This is a genomic window from Cupriavidus sp. 96C5-1 (assembly GCF_057798855.1).
The window spans coordinates 31,482-51,748 of sequence record NZ_JBYOJU010000021.1 but is presented as its reverse complement, the minus strand read 5'-3'; the positions used below and the strand labels follow the sequence as shown (position 1 = coordinate 51,748).

Here is a 20,267-nt window from a genome sequence, read left to right as displayed (position 1 = left end):
TCGCTCGTTTCTTCGCTTACGCCACACAAACCAGACGCTACAAGCATGATCACTCGCCGCAAGTTGATTGCCGTTGCCCTGCTGTCCTTCGCCTCGCTTGGCTTTGCGGGTGGTACAGGCCATGCCGCGGAACGGTTCGATTTCACGCCACAGCAGACTGGCCGCGTTCGGGCCGGGAAGAATCCGGAGGCGGTCAAGGCCGTCGGAGCCAACTTCAGGTTCGTCAAGCAAGGCGTATTCACCGTCGGTATCGTGCCTTTCGCGCCGCCGATCGCCACCTATGCCACCGATGCCAGGACAGTCATCGGCTCCGATGCCGATTACGCGCAACTGGTGGCCGACGCGCTCGGCCTGCAGTTGGCACTCGTGCCAATTGCCTGGCCCGACTGGCCGCTGGGGCTGGCTTCCGGCAAATACGACGCCGTGATCTCCAATGTCGGCGTGACGGAGCAGCGCAAGGAGAAGTTCGACTTCACGTCCTATCGGCTGGGGCTGCACGGTTTCTATGCCAAGGCCGATAGCGCCATCAGGCGGATCTCCGAGCCGAAGGACATCGCGGGGCTGCGCGTCATCACGGGTTCGGGCACGATCCAGGAGAAGATCGTCCTGGAGTGGAACAGGCAGAATGTGGCCAAGGGGCTGAAACCCATCGAAATCCAGTATTACGACGACGATGCCGCCATTACCGTTGCGCTGCTGTCCGGCCGTGCCGATGTCAACTTCAACCCGAACGCGCCGCAGGCGTTCCAGGCCGCGAAAGACGGGAAGATAAGGCTGGTGGGCACCGTGAACGCGGGCTGGCCCCTGAAGGCCGACGTAGGCATTGCAACCCGCAGAGGAAGCGGCCTTGCCGAGGCGTTGACGATCGCCACCAACGGCTTGATCAAGAGTGGAAAGTACACCCAGGCGCTCGCCCGCTGGAGCCTGCAGGCGGAAGCCGTACCTCTGTCTGAAACCAACCCGCGCGGCTTGCCGAACTTCTGAGCATGGCCATTACCCACATCGGTTTTCTCACGCCAGGCAACCATCCGGAGGACGACCCCTTCCCAGGGCTGGAACAGAGCCTCCAGTTGTTCCGCTTTGGAGAAGACCTCGGCTATGACAGTGCCTGGGTGCGCCAGAGGCACCTGGAGCGTGCCGTGTCTTCCGCGGCCACGTTCCTTGCCGCCGCGAGCCAACGCACCAGCCGCATTGGCCTTGGCACGGCGGTGATCCAGATGGGCTATGAAAACCCGTTCCGGCTGGCGGAGGACCTGGCCACGGTCGACGTACTATCGCGCGGGCGCCTCCACGTGGGGCTTAGCGCGGGCGCGCCGCTCCATGGCGCGCTGCTGGGGGACCGGCTCTTCGACGGCGATCCCAAGGGCATCGATTTCTCCCATGCCCGTGTGGCGCGCCTGCGCGCCAACCTGGCGGGCGAACTGCTCGGGGACGACGACAAGTTCATCGAATCCCCCGCGGGGCGTGGCCGGCCGCGCCTGAACCCGCCTGCGCCCGGCCTGACGGATCGCCTGTGGTACGGCGGCGGCTCGCTGCGTTCCGCCGAATGGGCAGGCCGCAACGGCTTCAATCTCTTGCTCGGCAACCTCAACGCCGGCGAAAAGACGGACGACTTCTACGCTGCCCAGCTTAGCCAGTTGGATCTGTTCCTGTCGAACTGGTCCGAGGCGAGGCCACCCAGGGTGGCGCTCGGCCGCGTGATCGTGCCGACCGACGGCGCCGATGCCCGGAGCCGCCAGCGCTATCGCGATTTCGCCGCCGGCCGCATCGAGCGCACCCGCAAGCCTCAGGGGGAGCGGCGCACCTTGTTCGCGCCGGATCTGGTGGCGACATCCGACGAGATACTGGAGCGCCTGCGCAAGGATGCCGTCGTCGGGCGCGTCAATGAGCTGCGCCTGGAGTTGCCTTACGATTTCGCGCAGGAGGAGTATGAGCAGATCCTGGCGGACTTCAGCCGCCATATTGCGCCACGGCTGGGGTGGAGGCCGGCGGTGACGACGATCGCATAGTGCCCCTCGGGGTGTTACTCGCCGGGATCGGCGAGCCGATCAGGAGGTAGACGAAAGACTGGCCGCGGCGAGCCGGCGCGGCCATCCCCCTTACTGCGGCCCCAGCTTCCTGATCAGCGCATCCAGCTGCGCCAGTTCCTGCTCGTCCAGATCGGTCAGCGGCGCGCGGACCGGGCCGGCGTCGTGGCCGACCAGCCTGGCGCCGGCCTTCACAATGCTGACCGCGTAGCCTGCGCGGCGGTTGCGGATGTCGAGATAGGGCAGGAAGAAGTCGTCGATCAGCCGGTTGGTGGTTTCATGGTCGTCGGCGGCGATCGCACGGTAGAAGTCCATCGCCGTCTTGGGGATGAAATTGAACACGGCGGAGGAGTACACCGGCACGCCCAGCGCCTTGTAGGCGGCGGCATAGACTTCGGCGGTGGGCAGGCCACCCAGGTAGGACAGGCGGTCGCCCAGCTTGCGGCGGATGCGCACCATGTTCTCGATCTCGCCCACGCCGTCCTTGAAGCCGATCAGGTTGGGGCAGCGGTCGGCCAGCCGTTCGAGCATTTCGGCGTTGATGCGGGAATTGGCGCGGTTATACACGATCACGCCGATACTGACCGACTTGCAGACCTCTTCGATATGGCTGGCAATGCCTTCCTGGCAGGCTTCGGTCAGGTAGTGCGGCAGCAGCAGGATGCCCTTGGCGCCCAGGCGCTGAGCCTCCCTGGCATAGGCGATGGCCATGCGGGTCGGGCCGCCCGCGCCGGCCAGGATGGGCACCTTGCCGGCGCAGGTTTCCACCGCGGTGCGGATCACGTTGGCGTAGTCGTCCGGCGTCAACGAGAAGAACTCGCCCGTGCCGCCGGCGGCGAAGAGCGCAGTGGCGCCATAGGGCGCAAGCCATTCGAGGCGCTCTACATAGGTCTCGGGACAGAAGTTGCCTTGCACGTCGAAGTCGGTCACGGGAAAGGACAGCAGGCCTTCCGAGACGATCTGCTTGAGTTCTTGTGGTGTGGTCATGATGGCTGGTTCTGAGCGCCGCAAGGGCAGGGGTTAGGTCGGTGGCTCTGGTGCTTTCCGAAGATCTGCACGCTCTTGAGATACGTTATCGTACAACTAGGTTTTGCATTAGGCAAGCGGATTTCGTAGGCAGAGGGTGGCGCACCGGGCTAACGAGCAGGCACGCGGCTCCTGCCAGCACCGGAGCATCGCGCCATGGCTTGTCCGCGAAAAATCGAATCCACTGAAAGCAGCCTGAAAGCTTGATTTCATCGGTCGCCATCTCGCGGGTGACAGATATGGTGTGTGCGAGACAGCCCGGGGTCCGTCAGCACCACTCCCCGGGTAAACACTTAATGTTGCGCAGGAAACCGGATGCTTATAATCTTAGTCATACGACAACATATCACAAAGCAGTAGAGGGCCGAATGACCGGCAGCCGGAGAAAGGGCACCGTTCCAAGTCGCGCCAGCCAGTGCCGGAGACCCCAATGAACCTCAGCAACACGCTCAGCGTGCCCAGCCAGGCCACCCGCCGCAGCCATGTGCGCTACTGGATCCTCCTGATGATCTTCGTGGTGACCACGGTGAATTACGCCGACCGCGCCACGCTTTCCATCACCGGCCCCGCCATGCGGCAGGAGTTTGGCTTCGACGCCGTACAGATGGGTTTTATCTTCTCGGCCTTCAGCTGGGCCTATGTCATGGCGCAGATCCCGGGCGGCTGGCTGCTCGACCGCTTCGGCGCGCGCCGCATCTATGCCTGCAGCATCTTCCTGTGGTCGCTGTTCACACTGCTGCAGGGCTATATCGGCGTGTTCGCCACCGCTGGCGCGGCCGTCACCACCTTGTTCGTGCTGCGCTTTGCCGTGGGCCTGGCCGAGTCGCCTGCCTTCCCGGCCAATGCCAAGGTCGTGGCGAGCTGGTTTCCCACGGCCGAGCGAGGTACTGCTTCGGCCATCTTCAATTCCGCCCAGTATTTCGCCGCGGTGCTGTTTACGCCCCTGATGGCCTGGCTGACCCATGCTCTCGGCTGGCACCACGTCTATATGTGGATGGGCGCGCTGGGCATGGTGCTGGCGGGCCTGTGGCTCAAGGTGGTGCGCAGCCCGGCCACCCATCCCCAGGTCAACCGCGCCGAGCTGGAGTATATCGAGCAGGGCGGGGGCCTGATCCAGATGAGCGGCGAGGCGGGCAAGAAGGAAAAGGCGCCTGCCGGAACGCGCTGGTTCTATGTGCGCCAGCTACTGTCCAACCGCATGCTGCTCGGCGTGTACCTGGGCCAGTACTGCATCAATGTGCTGACGTATTTCTTCCTGACCTGGTTTCCGGTCTACCTGGTGCAGGCACGCGGCATGTCGATCCTGAAGGCCGGCTTCGTCGCGTCGCTGCCGGCCATCTGCGGTTTCCTGGGCGGTGTGCTGGGCGGCGTGATTTCGGACGGTTTCCTGCGCCGCGGCTATTCGCTGACGGTAGCCCGCAAGGTGCCGATCGTCGCGGGGATGCTGCTGTCGGTCAGCATGATCGCCTGCAACTATGTGGACAGCGAGTGGCTGGTGGTGGGCTTCATGGCGCTGGCCTTCTTCGGCAAGGGCATCGGCGCGCTGGGCTGGGCCGTGCTGGCGGATACGGCACCGAAGGAAGCGATCGGCCTGGCCGGCAGTATTTTCAATATGTTCGGCAATATCGCGGGCATCGTCACGCCGATCGTGATCGGTTATATCCTTGGCACCACCGGTTCCTTCAACGGCGCGCTGGTGTTCGTCGGCGTCAATGCGCTGGTGACGGTGATCAGCTACCTGGTGATCGTCAAGGATATCAAGCGCGTCGAACTCAAGCATCCTTAAGGTCCGTGACGCCGGCTGCGCTTCGCAGCCCGGGCAGTCCGCAGCAAGTGTTTCGCAAGGAAGAAAAACATGTCGGTGATCGATATCAGAGTAGAACGGCCAGCCGGTGCGCAGCCGGGCGGGCAGGTGCAGGGGATGCCGCTGTACATCCGCATTCATGAACTGGATAACGTGGCCATCGTCGCCAACGACGGTGGCCTGCCCGAGGGAACCGTGTTTCCTTGCGGCCTGACCTTGCGCGAGCGCGTCCCGCAGGGCCATAAGGTGGCGCTGGCCGACCTGGCGGCGGGCGACCCGGTGGTGCGCTACAACGTGGTGATCGGCTACGCGCTGCGCGACCTGCCCAGGGGCAGCTGGGTCAACGAGCGCGTGATCGAGATGCCGGTGGCGCCCGGGCTGGACGACCTGCCCATCGGCACTCGCGTGACGGCGCCGCCGCCGCCGCTGGAGGGCTATACCTTCGAAGGCTACCGCAATCCGGATGGCTCGGTCGGCACCCGCAATATCCTTGCCATCACCACCACCGTGCAGTGCGTATCGGGTGTGGTGGAGCATGCGGTGCGGCGCATCAAGGCCGAACTGCTGCCCCAGTACCCCAACGTGGATGATGTGGTGGGGCTGGAGCACACCTACGGCTGCGGCGTGGCCATCGATGCGCCGGACGCCATCGTGCCGATCCGCACCTTGCGCAACATTGCCCTCAACCCCAACTTCGGCGGCACCGCGATGATGGTGAGCCTGGGTTGCGAGAAGTTGCAGCCGGAGCGCCTGATGCCGCCTGGCACCATGCCCGTGCAGACCGGCGCGGGCAGCGTCGAGGTTGGCGTGGTGTGCCTGCAGGACGAACAGCATGTGGGTTTCGAGAGCATGATCGACTCCATCATGGCCATGGCGCAAACGCACCTCGCCAGGCTTGACCAGCGCCGCCGCGAGACCTGCCCGGCCTCGGAGCTGGTGGTCGGCGTGCAGTGCGGCGGCAGCGACGCTTTTTCCGGCGTGACCGCCAATCCGGCGGTGGGGTTCGCTACCGACTTGCTGGTGCGTGCCGGCGCCACCGTGATGTTCTCGGAAGTGACCGAGGTGCGCGACGGCATCGACCAGCTCACCGCGCGCGCCGCCACGCCCGAAGTGGCGCAGGCGATGATCCGCGAGATGGACTGGTACGACCGCTACCTGGAGAAGGGCCGGGTCGACCGCAGCGCCAATACCACGCCCGGCAACAAGAAGGGCGGCTTGTCCAATATCGTCGAGAAGGCCATGGGCTCGATCGTCAAGTCGGGCAGCACCGCGATCACCGGCGTGCTGTCGCCCGGCGAAAAGCTCAGGCAGAAGGGTTTGATCTACGCGGCTACGCCCGCCAGCGATTTCATCTGCGGCACCTTGCAGCTGGCCGCGGGCATGAACCTGCATGTGTTCACCACTGGCCGCGGCACGCCTTACGGTCTTGCGGAAGTGCCCGTGATCAAGGTGGCCACGCGCAGTGACCTGGCGCGCCGCTGGCACGACCTCATGGATGTGAACGCCGGCCGCATCGCCACCGGTGAGGCCACCATCGAGGAGGTGGGCTGGGAGCTGTTCCGGCTGATGCTGGAGGTGGCGAGCGGCCGCAAGAAGACCTGGGCCGAGCACCACAAGCTGCACAATTCGCTGGCGCTGTTCAATCCGGCGCCGGTGACCTGAGCCGCGGCCGGCGCAGGGCTTCCGGGATGTCCCGGAAGCTGCCCGGGGCGTTCCGCCCCGGACGCTTTACATTCCCACAGGGCCAACCTTAAATGAGGAAGGATTCGGCCCCCCTCCCTCCCAGTCCGCAAGCCGGCCCCACCGCCGTTTTCCCCACCCATGTTCGTCATGCCGCCTTCCCTTGGGACATGAGGGCGGAGACGGAGCAAGCCTGGCTTCGCGGCACCTTGCCGGCAGCGCGACCGAACCCGTATCCGGGATTTCTGTCGCGAGGTGCATCATGTCTGATCTGTCGAGTGAACTGGTCGAAGGGTTGAAGTCGAAGCTGAGAGGCCAGGTGCTGCTGCCCGGCGAAGCGGGTTATGAGCAGGCCCGCCACATCTGGAATGCCATGATCGACCGGCACCCCGCGCTGATCGTCAAAAGCGCTGGCGCGGCCGATGTGATCGATACGGTTACGTTCGCGCGGGACAATGGCTTGCTGTTGTCGGTGCGCGCGGGCGGCCACAATATCGGCGGTCTTGCGATGTGCGAGGGCGGCGTCACGCTGGACCTGTCCGCGATGAAGTCCGTGCGGGTCGATCCGGCTGCGCTGCGCGCCTATGTGGAACCGGGCGCGACACTTGCCGACTTTGACCATGAAGCGCAGGCGTTCGGCCTCGCCACGCCGCTGGGCATCAATTCGACCACCGGGGTGGCCGGCCTGACCCTGGGCGGCGGCTTTGGCTGGATCAGCCGGAAGTACGGCACGTCGGTCGACAACCTGGTCAGCGCGCAGGTGGTCACGGCCGACGGCAAGCTGTTGCGCGCCAGCGCCACCGAGCATCCCGACCTGTTCTGGGCCATCCGCGGCGGTGGCGGCAATTTTGGCGTGGTGACGATGTTCGAGTTCCAGCTCCATCCGGTCGGTCCGGAGATCTTCGGCGGGCTGATCGTCTATCCCCTGGAACAGGCAGACAAGGTGCTGCCCGCATTTCGCGACCTGTTCGAGAGCATGCCCGACGACCTGACCGTCTGGGTGGTGATGCGCCAGGCGCCGCCGTTGCCGTTCCTGCCGCCGGACGCGCATGGCAAGCCCATCATGGCGCTGGCCATCTGCTATATCGGGCCGGTAGCGAACGGCCCGCAACTGGTCGAACCCTTGCGCCACCTGGGCACGCCCTATGGCGAGCACGTCGGGCCCATGCCCTTCACCGCATGGCAGCAGGCGTTCGATCCCTTGCTCACGCCCGGTGCGCGCAACTACTGGAAATCCCACAACTTCGCCGGTCTCGACGATGGCTTGCTGGAAGCGCTCACAGGCTACGTCAGCCAGCTGCCGTCGCCGCAATGCGAGATCTTCATCGGCGCCATGGGAGGCCAGACCAACCGGGTGGCGCCGGGCGCCACCGCGTATGCCAATCGCGATGCGAAATTCATCATGAACGTGCATGGCCGCTGGAGCGAAGCGGCCGACGACGACGCCTGCGTCGCCTGGTCGCGCGCCGTGTTCAGGACGGCGGAACCCTATGCGCTGGGCTCGGTGTACGTCAACTTCATGACGCAGGAAGAGGGGGATCGCGTCGGTGCCGCCTACGGGCCGAACTATGCCCGGCTGGCCGAAGTCAAGCGCCAGTACGATCCGGGCAACCTGTTCCGGCATAACCAGAACATCAGGCCTGCGTAGCCTTCGCCTTGGCATCAGGCATCAGGCATCAGGCATCAGGTGGTGGCAAGACCGGGGGCGTTCAAATCAGCCGCGCTCCCGGCCACGCCCCCGACATCACGATATTGCGCACCGACTGCCGCACCGTCTGCATGATGTCCCATAGCTCCGGCACCGGCGTGCGGTTGCGCGCCGTGGCAAGCGCCACCTGCCGCGTGACCACCGGATCCACCAGCCGGGCCGAGTGCAGCCGGCCCTGCGCCACGCGGTCGGCCACCGCGGCAAAGGGCAGCAGGGTGGCGCCACAGCCATCCTCCACCAGCCGCATCGATACGGTGTTGGACGCGTCGCATTCCAGCGCCAGCTGCAGGCTGGTACCGGTGCGGGCCGCCAGCGACTCGGCCAGCAGGCGCAGGCCGTGCCCGGTGCTGGGCAGGATCAGCGGTACCTCGCCAAGCCGGCGCACGGGAAAGGTGGGTCCCAGGTGGCTCCACGAGGTGGGCGTGACCAGGGTCAGGTCCTCCTCCAGCAGGATGTCGACCTTCAGCGCGCCTTGCTGCTCCGGCAGGTAGAGCAGCGCGACGTCGATCTCGCCGGCAGCCAGCCAGGCCAGCACGGGGCTGGCCAGCCCTTCCACGAAACGGACCCGGGTGGCGGGAAAGCGCTGCTTGAGCGCGGTGCCGATGCTGGCGAAGGCGGTGTTGGCGATGGTCGGCTGCGCCGCGATCACAAGCTGCGCCGGCCCCTGCGCCGACGACGCGCGGATGGCCTCGCGCGCCTCCGCCAGCGTGGCGGCTACCTGCCGGGCGTAGACGATCAGCGTCTGGCCGGCTTCGGTCAGCACCACGCCGCGCCCGCTGCGGTGGAACAGGCGGGTGTCCAGCGCCGCCTCCAGCCGGGCGATCTGCCGGCTCACGGTGGACTGGTCGGCGCCCAGTTCCAGCGCCGCGCGCGAGATGCTTTGGGTGTTGGCCACGCAGACGAAGCAGGCCAGGTCCTCAGAGTTCATCGCGCTCATGTCATGGTACCTGTGCGGCGCTCACGACAAGCGACATCAGGCCTTGCCGGGAGGCTTGTCGCCGATGGCGTGGCCGGACATATGCTCGAGCGCGCGCACCAGGCCGGAGTGATCCCACCTGGCGCCGCCCAGCGCGCCGCACACGTTGAACAGCTGCTGGCACGAGGCGGTATTGGGCAGGCTTACGCCCAGCTTGTGCGCGGTCGACAGCGCCAGGTTGAGATCCTTCTGGTGCAGGTCGATGCGAAAGCCAGGGTCGAACGTGCGCTTGATCATCCGCTCGCCATGCACTTCCAGGATGCGCGAGCTGGCAAAGCCGCCCATCAGGGCCTCGCGCACGCGGGCAGGATCGGCGCCCGCCTTGGCGGCCAGCACCAGCGCCTCGCCCACCGCCTCGATGGTCAGCGCCACGATGACCTGGTTGGCCACCTTGGCCACCTGGCCGTCGCCCACGCCGCCCACCAGCGTGATGTTCTTGCCCATCAGCTGCAGCAGCGGCAGCACGCGGTCGAAGACTTCCTGCCTGCCGCCCGCCATGATCGACAGCGTGGCGGCCTTGGCGCCGACTTCGCCGCCGGAGACGGGGCCGTCCACGTAGTCGCAGCCCAGCGCCGCGATCCTTTCGGCGAAGGCGCGGGTCTCGATGGGGGAGATCGAACTCATGTCCACCACTGTCTTGCCCTGGGAAAGGCCTTCGGCGACACCGTGCTCGCCGAACAGCACACGCTCCACATCGGGCGTGTCGGGCAGCATCAGGAAGATCACCTCGCTTTGCCGCGCCACCCCGGCGGCATCGGCGCAGGCCTGCGCGCCCGCATCGAGCAGGGCCTTGGGCGGGCCGCTGCGCGAATGCACGTAGAGCGTATGGCCGCCCGCCAGCAGGTGTTGCGCCATGGGCGTGCCCATCACGCCCAGTCCGATAAACCCGATCTTGCTCATGTCAGTTCCCCTGGTCTCAATGTGATACGGCGCTCAGCTCGCGAATCTGTCGCGTAGCGCCTGCGTGGCGCTGCGCAGGACATTCTGATCCAGCCCGACCGCCACGAAGGCCGCGCCCATGTCCAGGTAGCGGCGCGCGTCGGCTTCCACCGGCGTCAGGGTGCCCACCGCCTTGCCGGCGCGATTGGCGGCCTCGAAGATACGCGCCACCCGGGCCTGCACCTCGGGATGGTTGGGGTTGCCGAGATGGCCGCAAGCGGCCGCCAGGTCGGACGGTCCGATGAAAATGCCGTCCACGCCATCCACCGCGCAGATCGCGTCGGCCGCGTCCACGCCTTTCTGGCTTTCGATCTGCACCAGCACGCAGATATTGTCGTTGATCTGGCTGAAATACTCCGGCACCGTGCCATAGCGGTTGCTGCGCTGGACCATCGACACGCCGCGCACGCCGGCCGGCGGATAGCGGGTGGCGCCGACCGCGCGCTCAGCCTGCTCGGCACTTTCGACAAAGGGAATCAGGAAGTTATAGAAGCCGATATCCAGCAGGCGCTTCATCACCACCGGGTCGTTCACGGGCGGCCGCACCACCGGTGCGCTGACGCTGCCTTGCAGCGCCATCAGTTGCGGGATAAAGCTCAGCACATCGTTGGGCGAGTGCTCGCCGTCCAGCAGCAGCCAGTCGAAGCCCGCCAGGCCGAGGATTTCGGTGGTGTTGGGATTGCCCAGCGAGCACCAGCAGCCGATCAGGCGCTTGCGTGCCAGGATGTCGGCGCGGAAACGGTTGGGCAAAGGCGAGGGCAGATACGAATTGGGCAACGACGACATGGCCAGGGTTTTCCTTTTTCATGCTGCAAGCGCGGCGCCGGGACGGCGCGCAATGGACGGGGGTGGCCGTTTCGGCCGGTAATGGCGATCTGCCGCGAACCGCATGTGCGGTCCGCGGCCTTGCTCAGCGCTGGCCGCTGACGATCTGCTTGGCGTAGCTGGCGCGCTCCATCTCCACGACCTCCACGCTGACCTGCACATTGTCCTCGGCCCCGCCGGGCCGCACGGCTTCGGCGATGACCTCGCAGATGGCCTTGCCCAGCGCCTGGCGCACCGCCAGCTCGCGGCCGTCGAGGATGCTCAGGCGCGCATGGACAAAGGCGCGTTCCCGCGCCTCGGTGCCCTGGCGGAAGGAGGTGAGCGTGATGCAACGGGACTTGATGTCCGCCTCGCCGAACTGGCCGGAGGCGAGCAGGGCGGCATTGGCTTCGTCCAGCAGTTCTTCCTGCGAGCAGGCCAGGCGGGTATTTTCGGTGATTTCGATGGTCAGGTGAGGCATGGTGATTCCGGCACTGGGCCGTTGGTTATCGGTTGGCTGCGCTGGGCAGCAGAACTCAGTCGGCCGCCAGCCGCGACAGCGGGCCGGGCGATTTGCCGCGCGCCACCTGTACGCGTGCCGCGGCATCGTCGAGCTGGGCCAGCGTGCCGCTGTCCACCGGGATCCACTCCGCGCGGGCCTTGCGCCAGGCGCGCTCGGGCTCGCCGGGCAGGCGGATGGCATCGCTGCCGGCCTGCAGCTGCGAGGAGCGGAGCCAGTCGACGAAGGCCTGCACTTCATGGCCGAAGGTGGTGCTGCTGCCCAGCCGCGCCGGATCGAACACGATGGCCAGCATATTGTTCCAGACCGCGTGCTCGTGGGTCAGGGTCTCCGGGCGGATGGTGTGGCCGCCCGTGACGGCAGCGCCCAGCAGTTCGCACATCACCGCCAGCACGTAACCCTTGTGCTCGCCGAAGGCGCGCAGCGCGCCCTGCGCCTCGCCGGCGGGCGGGAACATCACGGCGGGGTCGTCGGTGGGCTGGCCGCCGGCATCCAGCAGGCAGCCCGGGGGCACCGGCACGCCCTTGTTGTTGGCGACCCGGACCTTGCCCAGCGCAATCGCGCTGGTGGCGAAATCCATCACCAGCGGCTCGGCGCCATCCACCGGCACGGCGATGGTGAAGGGGTTGGTGCCGTAGCGCGCCTCAAAGCCGCCATGCGGCGCCACGATGGGCTTGGACAGCACGTTGACGAAGTGGATGGAGATCATGCCGGCGGCGGCGGCCTGCTCGGCCCAGTGGCCGACCCGGCCAAGATGGTGCGAGCGGCGCAGGCCCAGCACGCACACGCCGTGCTCGCGCGCCCGTTCGATCGCCAGGTCCATGGCCTCTTCGGTCACCGCCTGGCCCATGCCGCGATTGCCGTCCAGGCTCAGAATACCGCCGGCCTCATGCACCACGCTGACGCGCTGGTTGAGCTGGAGCTGCTCGCCGAGCCAGGACAGCACGTATTTCGGGATCATGCCGACGCCATGGGAATCGTGGCCGGACAGGTTGGCGCCGACCAGGTGGTCGGCGGTCAGGCGGGCTTCGCGGGCATCGGAGCCGGCGGCGAGCCAGAGATCGACCACCCATTGATGGAGGGCGGCGCTCGGGATACGGTGTTCACTCATGGAGTCGGGTACCGGGAGGAGAGTGGGGAGACTAGGCGGTCCTCATGATAAGCCGCCGGGCCCCGCTTGGGTACCCGGCAAACCACACCAGCCATGCGCTGGCGTCATTCCGGCCTGATATTCGCGGTCTTGATCAGCTGCGCCCATCTGGCCACCTCGCTTTTCTGGAAGGCGGCCAGCTCGGCCGGGCCGGCGCCGGACGGATCGATGCCCAGCGATGCAAGGCGGGCACGCATGTCCGGCTCCTGGATGATCTTGCCGATGTCGGCTGCAAGCCGGTTGACGATCGGGGCCGGCGTGCCGGCAGGGGCGAACACGGCCTGCCACGAGACGATCTCGTAGCCGGCCAGCTTCGGACCACCGGCCTCGGCCACGGTCGGCACGTCGGGCAATTCGCGCGCACGCCTGGCTGCAGTGGTGGCCAGCGCGCGGAACTTGCCGGACTGGATCATGGGCATGGCCGCCACACTGTTCTCGAACAGCACGTCCACCTGGCCGCCCATCAGGGCCTGCACGGCCGGGCTGCTGCCCTTGAACGGCACATGGAGCAGCTTGACGCCCGCCATGACGGCGAACAGCTCGCCGGCCAGGTGTTGCGAGGTCCCGTTGCCGGCCGAGCCGAAGGAGACCGCGCCGGGCCTGGCCCTGGCGGCGGCGATCACGTCCTGCACGCTCTTCCACGGGCTGTTGGCGTTGACCACCAGCAGGTTGGGCAGGGTGCCGATCAGCGCCACCGGCTGGAAGTTCTTGACCGGGTCGTACGGCATCTTGGGGTACAGGCTGACATTGATCGCGTGCGAGCTGATGGTGCCGCCGACCAGGGTGTAGCCGTCCGGCGCGGCCTTGGCCACATAGTCGGAGCCGATATTGCCGCCCGCGCCGGCGCGATTCTCCACCACCACCGGCTGGCCGATCATCTGCGACAGGCGCTGGCCGATCAGGCGGCCCAGCACGTCGGTGGTGCCTCCCGCGGCAAAAGGAACCACATAACTGACCGGCTTGGCCGGCCAGGCCTCCTGGGCATGGGCCGGCAGCAAACCGGACGCGCCCAGGCCGGCCAGTGCGCAGACCCAGAGGCCGATGGCGCGGCGACGGGGGGATGGCTGGAGGGAACGCAAGTGCATCGGCATGTCATGGTCTCCTGTGTGTTCTTGTCGTGGCCATCCTTCCTTTCCACTGCCTCGCGCCAGCGCGATGACCTGCTGGCGGCGCATGGGGCAGGGCGGGATCGCCTGGCAACAATCTACACGCGTCGCGGAGCGGTCAGCCTTGCGTTTTACGCATAGCAGAAATGCGTCCGCTGCCGGGTGCCAAGGGCCTGCGCGCCATAACAATCGCAGCATTCCGGGGGCTTCCAACCCATCCCGGGCCAATCGCACTGCACCATCCGATACTCGTCATGATCACCGCATCCACTGCCGCCACATCGTCCTCTTCACCGCTTCCCGCGCCGGCGGCCCGCTCCGGCGGCCGCGTGCTGGTGGACGCCTTGCGTATCCACGGCGCCGAGCGCATTTTTTGCGTGCCCGGCGAGAGCTTTCTCGATGTGCTGGACGCCCTGCACGACCAGCCCGCCATCGACCTGGTCGTGTGCAAGCACGAGGGCGCGGCGGCCAATATGGCCGAGGCCGACGGCAAGCTCACCGGCCGTCCGGGCATCTGCTTTGTCACCCGCGGCCCGGGCGCCACCCATGCCAGCATCGGCGTGCATATCGCGGCGCAGGACTCCACCCCGATGCTGCTCTTCGTCGGCCAGATCGCGCGTGGCCACAAAGGCCGGGAAGCCTTCCAGGAGGTTGACTATGGCGCCATGTTCGGTGCCATCGCCAAGTGGGTGGTGGAGATCGAGGATCCGGCGCGCATCCCCGAACTGGTGGCGCGCGCCTTCCAGTGCGCCACCTCCGGCCGGCCGGGTCCGGTGGTGATCTCGCTGCCGGAGGATGTGCTGGACGGCACGTGCGAGGTGGCCGACACCGCGCGCTATCACCCGGTGGTGGCCTCACCGCGCGCGGCCGACGCCGAAGCGCTGGCCGCCGCGCTGGCGGCTGCCGAGCGCCCGCTGGTGATTGCCGGCGGCGCCAACTGGGGTGTGCAGGCCGCGGCCGATTTCACGGGGTTCGTGCAGCGCTGGAACCTGCCCGTGGCATGCGCCTTCCGCCGCCAGGACGTTTTCGACAACCGCGACCCGCATTACGTAGGCCACCTCAGCCTCGGGGTCAGTCCCGCGCTGGCGGAGCAGGTGCGCAATGCCGACCTGATCCTGGCCTTCGGCACGCGCCTGGGCGACATCGCCACCGACGGCTACACCTTGCTGGAGGCGCCGTGCCCGCGCCAGCGCCTGATTCACGTACATGCCGACAGCGCCGAACTGGGCCGCGTGTACCAGCCTGAACTCGCCATCCATGCCGGCATCGAACCGGGCGCCGCCATGCTGGCGGCGCTCGCGCCCCCGGCCCGCGTGCGCTGGGGCGAGTGGACCAGCGCCGCCCGTGCGGCCCACACGGCGTTCGCCACGCCGGCAATGCCGCACCCGCGACTCAGCGGCGTGGACATGGGCGCGGCGATCGCCCACCTGGACCGTGTCTTGCCCGATGACGCCGTGCTCAGCAATGGCGCCGGCAATTACACCGTCTGGCTGCATCGCTTCTATGCCTACCGCCAGCCGCGCACCGAACTGGCGCCAACCTGCGGCGCCATGGGCTACGGCCTGCCGGCGGCGATCGCCGCCAAGCTGCGCGAGCCGCGGCGCACGGTGGTGTGCCTTGCCGGTGACGGCTGCTTCCTGATGTACCCGCAGGAACTGGCTACTGCTGCGCAATATGGCGCGAACCTGATCGTGGTGGTGGTCAACAACGGCATGTACGGCACCATCCGCATGCACCAGGAGAAGCGCTATCCCGGGCGCGTCAGCGGCACGGATATCCCGAGCCCGGATTTCGTGGCGATGGCGCAGTCGTGCGGGGCCTGGGCGGAGCGCGTGACGCGCACGGAGGACTTTGCCGCGGCCTTTGCCCGGGCCCAGGCAGCGGGCAAGCCCGCGGTGCTGGAACTGGTCACGGACCCGCGCCAGATCACCCCGACGATGCGGATCGCGGACTGAAAAACAAAAAGCAAAATACAAAACAGGAGACACCCCATGACCGATGCCACGCTGGCCGACCTGCGCAGCCGGTTTGCCGGCCGCTTGCTGAGCGCACCCGAAGATACCGCGCCGTTTCTCACCGACTGGCGCCGCAGCTGGACCGGCCGCGCGCTGGCGGTGGCCCAGCCCGATACCACGGCCGACGTGGCGGCCGTGGTGCGCTGGTGCGCGGCGCGCCAGGTGCCGCTGGTGCCGCAGGGCGGCAATACCGGCATGGTGGGCGGCGCCATCCCCGACGACGGCGGCCGCGCGCTGGTGCTGTCCACGGCGCGGCTGAACCGCATCCGCGAGATCGATCCGATCAACAACACGCTCACCGCCGAGGCGGGCTGCATCCTGGCCACCGTCCAGCAGGCGGCGCAGGAAGCGGGGCGCTTGTACCCGCTGTCGCTCGGCGCGGAGGGCAGCTGCACCATCGGCGGCAATCTCGCCAGCAATGCGGGCGGGGTGCAGGTGCTGCGCTACGGCAATACGCGCGAGCTGTGCCTGGGGCTGGAAGTGGTGACGCCGGATGGCGAGATCTGGGACGGCCTGCGCGGCCTGCGCAAGGACAACACCGGCTACGACCTCAAACAGCTCTTTATCGGCGCGGAGGGTACGCTGGGCGTGATCACCGCCGCCACCCTCAAGCTGTTTCCGCGCCCGGCCGCGCGCATGACCGCGCTGGCGGCGGTGAGCGATCCGCACGCGGCACTGCGCCTGCTGGAACTGGCCCAGCGCCGGCTGGCCGCCACGCTGACGGCGTTCGAGCTGATGAGCGGCGTGTGCGTGGCCCTGGTGGCGCGACATTTCCCGGACTGCCGCGCGCCCTTCGAACGAACGCATCCCTGGTATGTCCTGCTGGAAAGCAGCGACCCGCACAGCGAGGCGCGCGCCACGCTGGCTTTCAGCGAACTGATGGAAGAGGCGTTCGAGGCTGGCATTGTGGCGGACGCCGCCATTGCCGCCTCGCTCGCGCAGTCCGATGGCCTGTGGCGGATCCGCCATCACCTGCCTGAAGCCCAGTCGCTGGAGGGCGACAACCTCAAGCACGATATCTCGGTGCCGATCTCCGCGATCGGCGAGTTCATTGAGCACACCAGCGCCGCCATCGTGGCCGCCAACCCCGGCGCACGCGTGCTGGCCTTTGGCCATCTGGGCGACGGCAACCTCCACTACAACGTCAGCGCGCCGTACGGCGTGCCGCAGCCGGCGTTCGTGCGGGCCAACGGCGCGGCCATCAGCGCGCTGGTGTACGAGGCCGTGCACCGCGTGCGCGGCTCGATCTCGGCCGAGCATGGCATCGGCCAGTTGAAGGTCGACAAGAACGCGCACTACAAATCCGGCGTGGAAATGGCGCTGATGCAAAAGATCAAGCAGGCGCTGGACCCGCACGGCCTGATGAACCCGGGCCGGCTGCTGCCGGGCGCATCGCACCGAGCGCACTGAGTACCGCACACCACGCACCACGCACCACAACAAGAACCCCAAAGGAGACACCCATGCATCAACGCTACAAGCCGTCGCGCCGCTCGCTGCTGGCCGTCCTGGCAGCCACCGCCGCATGCGTGGCGTTGCCCGTGCAGGCGGATACCTATCCGTCCAAGCCGATCCGAGTGGTGGTGCCGTTTGCCGCCGGCGGCAATACGGATATCGTGGCGCGGCTGATCGGGCGCGACCTGCAGAAGGCGCTGGGCCAGCCGGTGGTGGTGGAAAACCGCCCGGGGGCCTCGGGCAATATCGGCGCGGACATCGTCGCCAAGTCGGCGCCGGACGGCTACACCTTCCTGATGGGCACGGTTGGCACCAATGCGATCAACGCCAGCTTCTATCGCAAGATGCCCTACGATACGACCAAGGATTTCACCGCCGTGGCGATGGTCGCCTCGGTGCCGAATATCCTGGTGGTCAATCCGGCCGTGCCGGCGAAGAACGTCAAGGAGCTCACGCAGTTCGTGAAGAGCAAAAACGGCAAGGCCACCTTTGCCTCGTCGGGCGCGGGCAGCTCGATTCACCTGTCTGGCGAGTTATACAAGGTCATGACCGGAACCCAGATGGTGCACGTGCCGTACAAGGGCAGCGCGCTGGCGGTGACGGACCTGATGGGCGGGCAGGTGCAGATCATGTTCGATAACGCGCCGACCTCGCTGCCATTCGTCAAATCCGGCAAGCTCAAGGCGCTCGCCGTGACCGGCACCCAGCGCATGAGCGCGCTGCCCAATGTGCCGACCATGGAAGAGGCCGGCCTGCCGGGCTTTGTGACCGGCTCGTGGTTCGGGCTGTTTGCCCCCGCCGGCACGCCGCGCGAGATCGTGTCCAAGGTGAGCGATGCGGTGATGGCAGCCATGCGCAGGCCCGAGTTCCGCGAGCAACTGGTCAATGCCGGCGCCGAGCCCGACCCGAAGCCCGCTGCGGAATTCCAGACCTTCGCGCTGGCCGAGAAGGCGCGCTGGGAAAAGGTCGTCAAGGCAGCCGGCGTATCGGTCAACGAGTAAAACCCTGGGCGCGCCGGTCGCGCCCGACCTGACGGAGCCACCATGCAAAGCCATACTCCCGCCACCCAGCGTTTCGACGCCGCCGCGCTGCGCGGCATGGCACAGGCCATGTTCGAACGCGCGGGCATGCCGTCCGACCGGGCCGCCGACGTGGCGGACATCCTGGTCGAAGGCGACCTGATGGGCCACGATACGCACGGCCTGCAACTGCTGCCCACCTACCTGGTCGAGATCGAGAGCGGTGGCATGGCGGTCAAGGAGGACTACGCCGTGCTGTCCAACCGCCCCGCGGTCGCTACCTGGGACGGCAAGCGCCTGCCCGGGCCATGGCTGACGCTGCGGGCAATGGAAAGCGCGATGGCGCGGGCGCGCGACTATGGCACCGGTACCGTCACCATCCGGCGCGCCCACCACATTGCCTGCCTGGCGGCCTACCTGGAGCGGGCTACCCAGGCCGGTTTCGTCATGCTGCTGTTTTCCTCGGCGCCGGCGGCGGCCACGGTGGCGCCGTTCGGCGGTACGCGCCCGATGTTCTCGCCCAGCCCGCTTGCCGTAGGATTTCCCACGCCGGAAGGGCCTGTGCTGATCGACGTCTCGACCTCGATCACCACCAACGGCCTCACGGGGCGGCTCTACAAGGAAGGCAAGCGGCTGCCGCACCCGTGGCTGATCGACGAGCACGGCAACCCCAGCGACGACCCGGCCGTCCTGTTCCCGCCGCACGCCGGCTCGATCCTGCCGCTGGGCGGGCTGGACGCCGGGCACAAGGGATTCGCGCTGGCGCTGATGGTGGAGGCGCTGACGGCCGGCCTGAGCGGCCATGGCCGGGACGACCCGGGCAGGCGCTGGGGCAATACCGTGTTCCTGCAGATACTGGACCCCGCGGCGTTTGCCGGCGAGGAAGCCTTTGCCGGCCAGATGGGCTGGGTGGCGCGCGCCTGCGCGGAGAATCCGCCGCGGCCCGGCGTGGACCGCGTGCGGCTGCCGGGGCAGGGCGCGCTGGAACGCAAGGCGCGCCAGCTGCGCGACGGCGTGGCGCTCAATCCGGCAATCCTGCCGCAATTGGCACCATGGCTGGAAAAATTCGGCATGCCGGCGCCTTCGCCATTGCCGTGAAGTGCGCCCCGGCACCGTCAATCCTGCCAGAAGCCCGCATGCGCCTGTGCCATGCCGCCTGGCCGGCACCAGCGGACGGCGGGCCGGGCCGGAACTGGTTCAGTGGTCCCGCGAGCCCAGTGCAGCCTCGATGCCGCGAATGCTTTCGAGCAGGCGCGGGCGCACCGTTTCCAGCAGCAGCCCGGCCGGCACGATGGCGGTGGGGCCGCTGCAGGACAGCGTCATCGGCGGCAGCGCCGGGCCCGGGCGGAAGGCGGCGGCTATCGAGTTGATGTCCGGCAGCCAGTCGCCGAAGGAAGTGGTGCAACCCAGCCGCCGCACTTCCGCGCGGCTGTGCTCGACAATCGCTTCCGCCGCGGCGGCGTCCACGCCGTCCTTGCTGCGGAAGGCCGACAGCGCCTGGCGCAGTTCAGCCGGTGGCAGGGCCTCAAGATAGGCGCGCCCTGCAGCCGTGGTCAGCCCGGAAATGCGCGTGCCGACGGCCACCCGCAGGGTCAGGTAAGACTCCGACTGGCAGTTCTCGTAGATCAGCATCTGCGAGCGATCGCGCACGATCAGCGAGGTCACGCCCTGGGACAGGTCGGCCAGCTCCTGCATGAAAGGCTGCACCACGGACAGTACGTCGACCCCGCGCTGCGCGGCGGGTGCCAGCGCCAGCGCCGAACTGCCGAGCTGGTACTTGGCCTGCTCCGGGTCCATGCGCAGGTAGCCCAGCTCGGTCAGCGTATGAGTGAGGCGCGACACGGTCGACTTGGGCAGGCCGCAGCGCTGCGCCAGCTCGGCGTTGCCAAGCCGCGTCTCGAAGCTGCGGAAGCAGGCCAGCACGTCGAGCCCCCGCGCCAGCGCGGTCACGAAGTGCCGGTCTTCCTTGTGGTGGGGCACATCTGCGGTGTGCGGATCCGGCATGGTGCGGCCTGGGTCGGGATGCGTGCGGTCCATG

At 67.5% G+C, this 20,267-nt stretch carries 17 protein-coding genes; 9 read left to right on the top strand and 8 right to left on the bottom strand.

Going from position 1 to position 20,267, the window contains the following annotated elements; genetic code table 11:
- The first annotated feature begins 45 nt into the window (after nt 1-45).
- Nucleotides 46-984 (top strand): ABC transporter substrate-binding protein, encoded by a 939-nt coding sequence (locus tag AC3FOF_RS22145; RefSeq protein WP_488727847.1) that lies wholly within the window; start codon nt 46-48, stop codon nt 982-984.
- A gap of 2 nt (nt 985-986) precedes the next feature.
- A complete protein-coding gene (locus tag AC3FOF_RS22140) occupies nt 987-2,009 on the top strand; it encodes an LLM class flavin-dependent oxidoreductase (RefSeq protein ID WP_488727799.1) in 1,023 nt (340 codons plus the stop codon).
- Nucleotides 2,010-2,099: 90 nt separating this feature from the next.
- Here AC3FOF_RS22140 and kdgD read toward each other — a convergent pair whose 3' ends face one another.
- A complete protein-coding gene (gene kdgD / locus AC3FOF_RS22135; protein ID WP_488727798.1) occupies nt 2,100-3,014 on the bottom strand; it encodes a 5-dehydro-4-deoxyglucarate dehydratase in 915 nt (304 codons plus the stop codon).
- Nucleotides 3,015-3,483: 469 nt separating this feature from the next.
- Between kdgD and AC3FOF_RS22130 the strand changes: the two genes are divergently transcribed.
- From AC3FOF_RS22130 to AC3FOF_RS22120, 3 genes are all read left to right on the top strand, one after another.
- The gene (locus AC3FOF_RS22130) at nt 3,484-4,839 is read left to right on the top strand and encodes an MFS transporter (protein WP_488727797.1); all 1,356 of its coding nucleotides are present in this window, start codon (nt 3,484-3,486) and stop codon (nt 4,837-4,839) included.
- Nucleotides 4,840-4,965: 126 nt separating this feature from the next.
- Nucleotides 4,966-6,519, top strand: a complete 1,554-nt coding sequence (gene garD / locus AC3FOF_RS22125; protein ID WP_276269579.1) for a galactarate dehydratase — start codon at nt 4,966-4,968, stop codon at nt 6,517-6,519.
- A gap of 280 nt (nt 6,520-6,799) precedes the next feature.
- The gene (locus tag AC3FOF_RS22120; protein WP_488727796.1) at nt 6,800-8,185 is read left to right on the top strand and encodes an FAD-binding oxidoreductase; all 1,386 of its coding nucleotides are present in this window, start codon (nt 6,800-6,802) and stop codon (nt 8,183-8,185) included.
- Nucleotides 8,186-8,246: 61 nt separating this feature from the next.
- On the opposite strand, the gene AC3FOF_RS22115 is transcribed toward AC3FOF_RS22120, so the two are convergent.
- The 6 genes from AC3FOF_RS22115 to AC3FOF_RS22090 all read right to left on the bottom strand — a co-directional run bounded on the left by AC3FOF_RS22115 (nt 8,247) and on the right by AC3FOF_RS22090 (nt 13,719).
- Entirely contained in the window at nt 8,247-9,182 is a 936-nt protein-coding gene (locus AC3FOF_RS22115; RefSeq protein ID WP_276268153.1) for a LysR family transcriptional regulator, read from the bottom strand.
- A gap of 36 nt (nt 9,183-9,218) precedes the next feature.
- On the bottom strand, nt 9,219-10,121 hold the full coding sequence (locus tag AC3FOF_RS22110; RefSeq protein WP_276268152.1) for a 2-hydroxy-3-oxopropionate reductase: 903 nt from the start codon (nt 10,119-10,121) through the stop codon (nt 9,219-9,221).
- Nucleotides 10,122-10,154: 33 nt separating this feature from the next.
- The gene (gene garL / locus AC3FOF_RS22105; protein ID WP_017230864.1) at nt 10,155-10,946 is read right to left on the bottom strand and encodes a 2-dehydro-3-deoxyglucarate aldolase; all 792 of its coding nucleotides are present in this window, start codon (nt 10,944-10,946) and stop codon (nt 10,155-10,157) included.
- A 124-nt stretch (nt 10,947-11,070) separates the two neighbouring features.
- Nucleotides 11,071-11,445: a 5-carboxymethyl-2-hydroxymuconate Delta-isomerase gene (locus AC3FOF_RS22100; protein ID WP_017230865.1), complete on the bottom strand. Its 375-nt coding sequence runs from the start codon at nt 11,443-11,445 to the stop codon at nt 11,071-11,073.
- A gap of 55 nt (nt 11,446-11,500) precedes the next feature.
- On the bottom strand, nt 11,501-12,595 hold the full coding sequence (locus AC3FOF_RS22095) for a malate/lactate/ureidoglycolate dehydrogenase (RefSeq protein ID WP_488727795.1): 1,095 nt from the start codon (nt 12,593-12,595) through the stop codon (nt 11,501-11,503).
- Nucleotides 12,596-12,699: 104 nt separating this feature from the next.
- Entirely contained in the window at nt 12,700-13,719 is a 1,020-nt protein-coding gene (locus tag AC3FOF_RS22090; RefSeq protein WP_488727846.1) for a Bug family tripartite tricarboxylate transporter substrate binding protein, read from the bottom strand.
- Between the two features lie 275 nt (nt 13,720-13,994).
- On the opposite strand from AC3FOF_RS22090, the gene AC3FOF_RS22085 reads away from it, so the two are divergent.
- The 4 genes from AC3FOF_RS22085 to AC3FOF_RS22070 are packed head-to-tail and all read left to right on the top strand — an operon-like array spanning nt 13,995 to nt 19,327.
- Nucleotides 13,995-15,695 (top strand): thiamine pyrophosphate-binding protein, encoded by a 1,701-nt coding sequence (locus AC3FOF_RS22085; RefSeq protein ID WP_488727794.1) that lies wholly within the window; start codon nt 13,995-13,997, stop codon nt 15,693-15,695.
- A 36-nt stretch (nt 15,696-15,731) separates the two neighbouring features.
- Nucleotides 15,732-17,165, top strand: coding sequence for an FAD-binding oxidoreductase (locus AC3FOF_RS22080; protein ID WP_488727793.1), 1,434 nt, complete (start codon nt 15,732-15,734; stop codon nt 17,163-17,165).
- 53 nt (nt 17,166-17,218) lie between these two features.
- Nucleotides 17,219-18,211 carry a Bug family tripartite tricarboxylate transporter substrate binding protein gene (locus AC3FOF_RS22075; RefSeq protein WP_488727792.1) on the top strand — a complete coding sequence of 331 codons (993 nt, stop codon included), beginning with the start codon at nt 17,219-17,221 and terminating at the stop codon, nt 18,209-18,211.
- 42 nt (nt 18,212-18,253) lie between these two features.
- Entirely contained in the window at nt 18,254-19,327 is a 1,074-nt protein-coding gene (locus AC3FOF_RS22070; protein ID WP_488727791.1) for an Ldh family oxidoreductase, read from the top strand.
- Between the two features lie 99 nt (nt 19,328-19,426).
- Here the strand turns inward: AC3FOF_RS22070 and AC3FOF_RS22065 are convergent, their stop codons facing one another.
- The gene (locus AC3FOF_RS22065; protein ID WP_430869680.1) at nt 19,427-20,266 is read right to left on the bottom strand and encodes an IclR family transcriptional regulator; all 840 of its coding nucleotides are present in this window, start codon (nt 20,264-20,266) and stop codon (nt 19,427-19,429) included.
- Nucleotide 20,267: the final 1 nt, after the last annotated feature.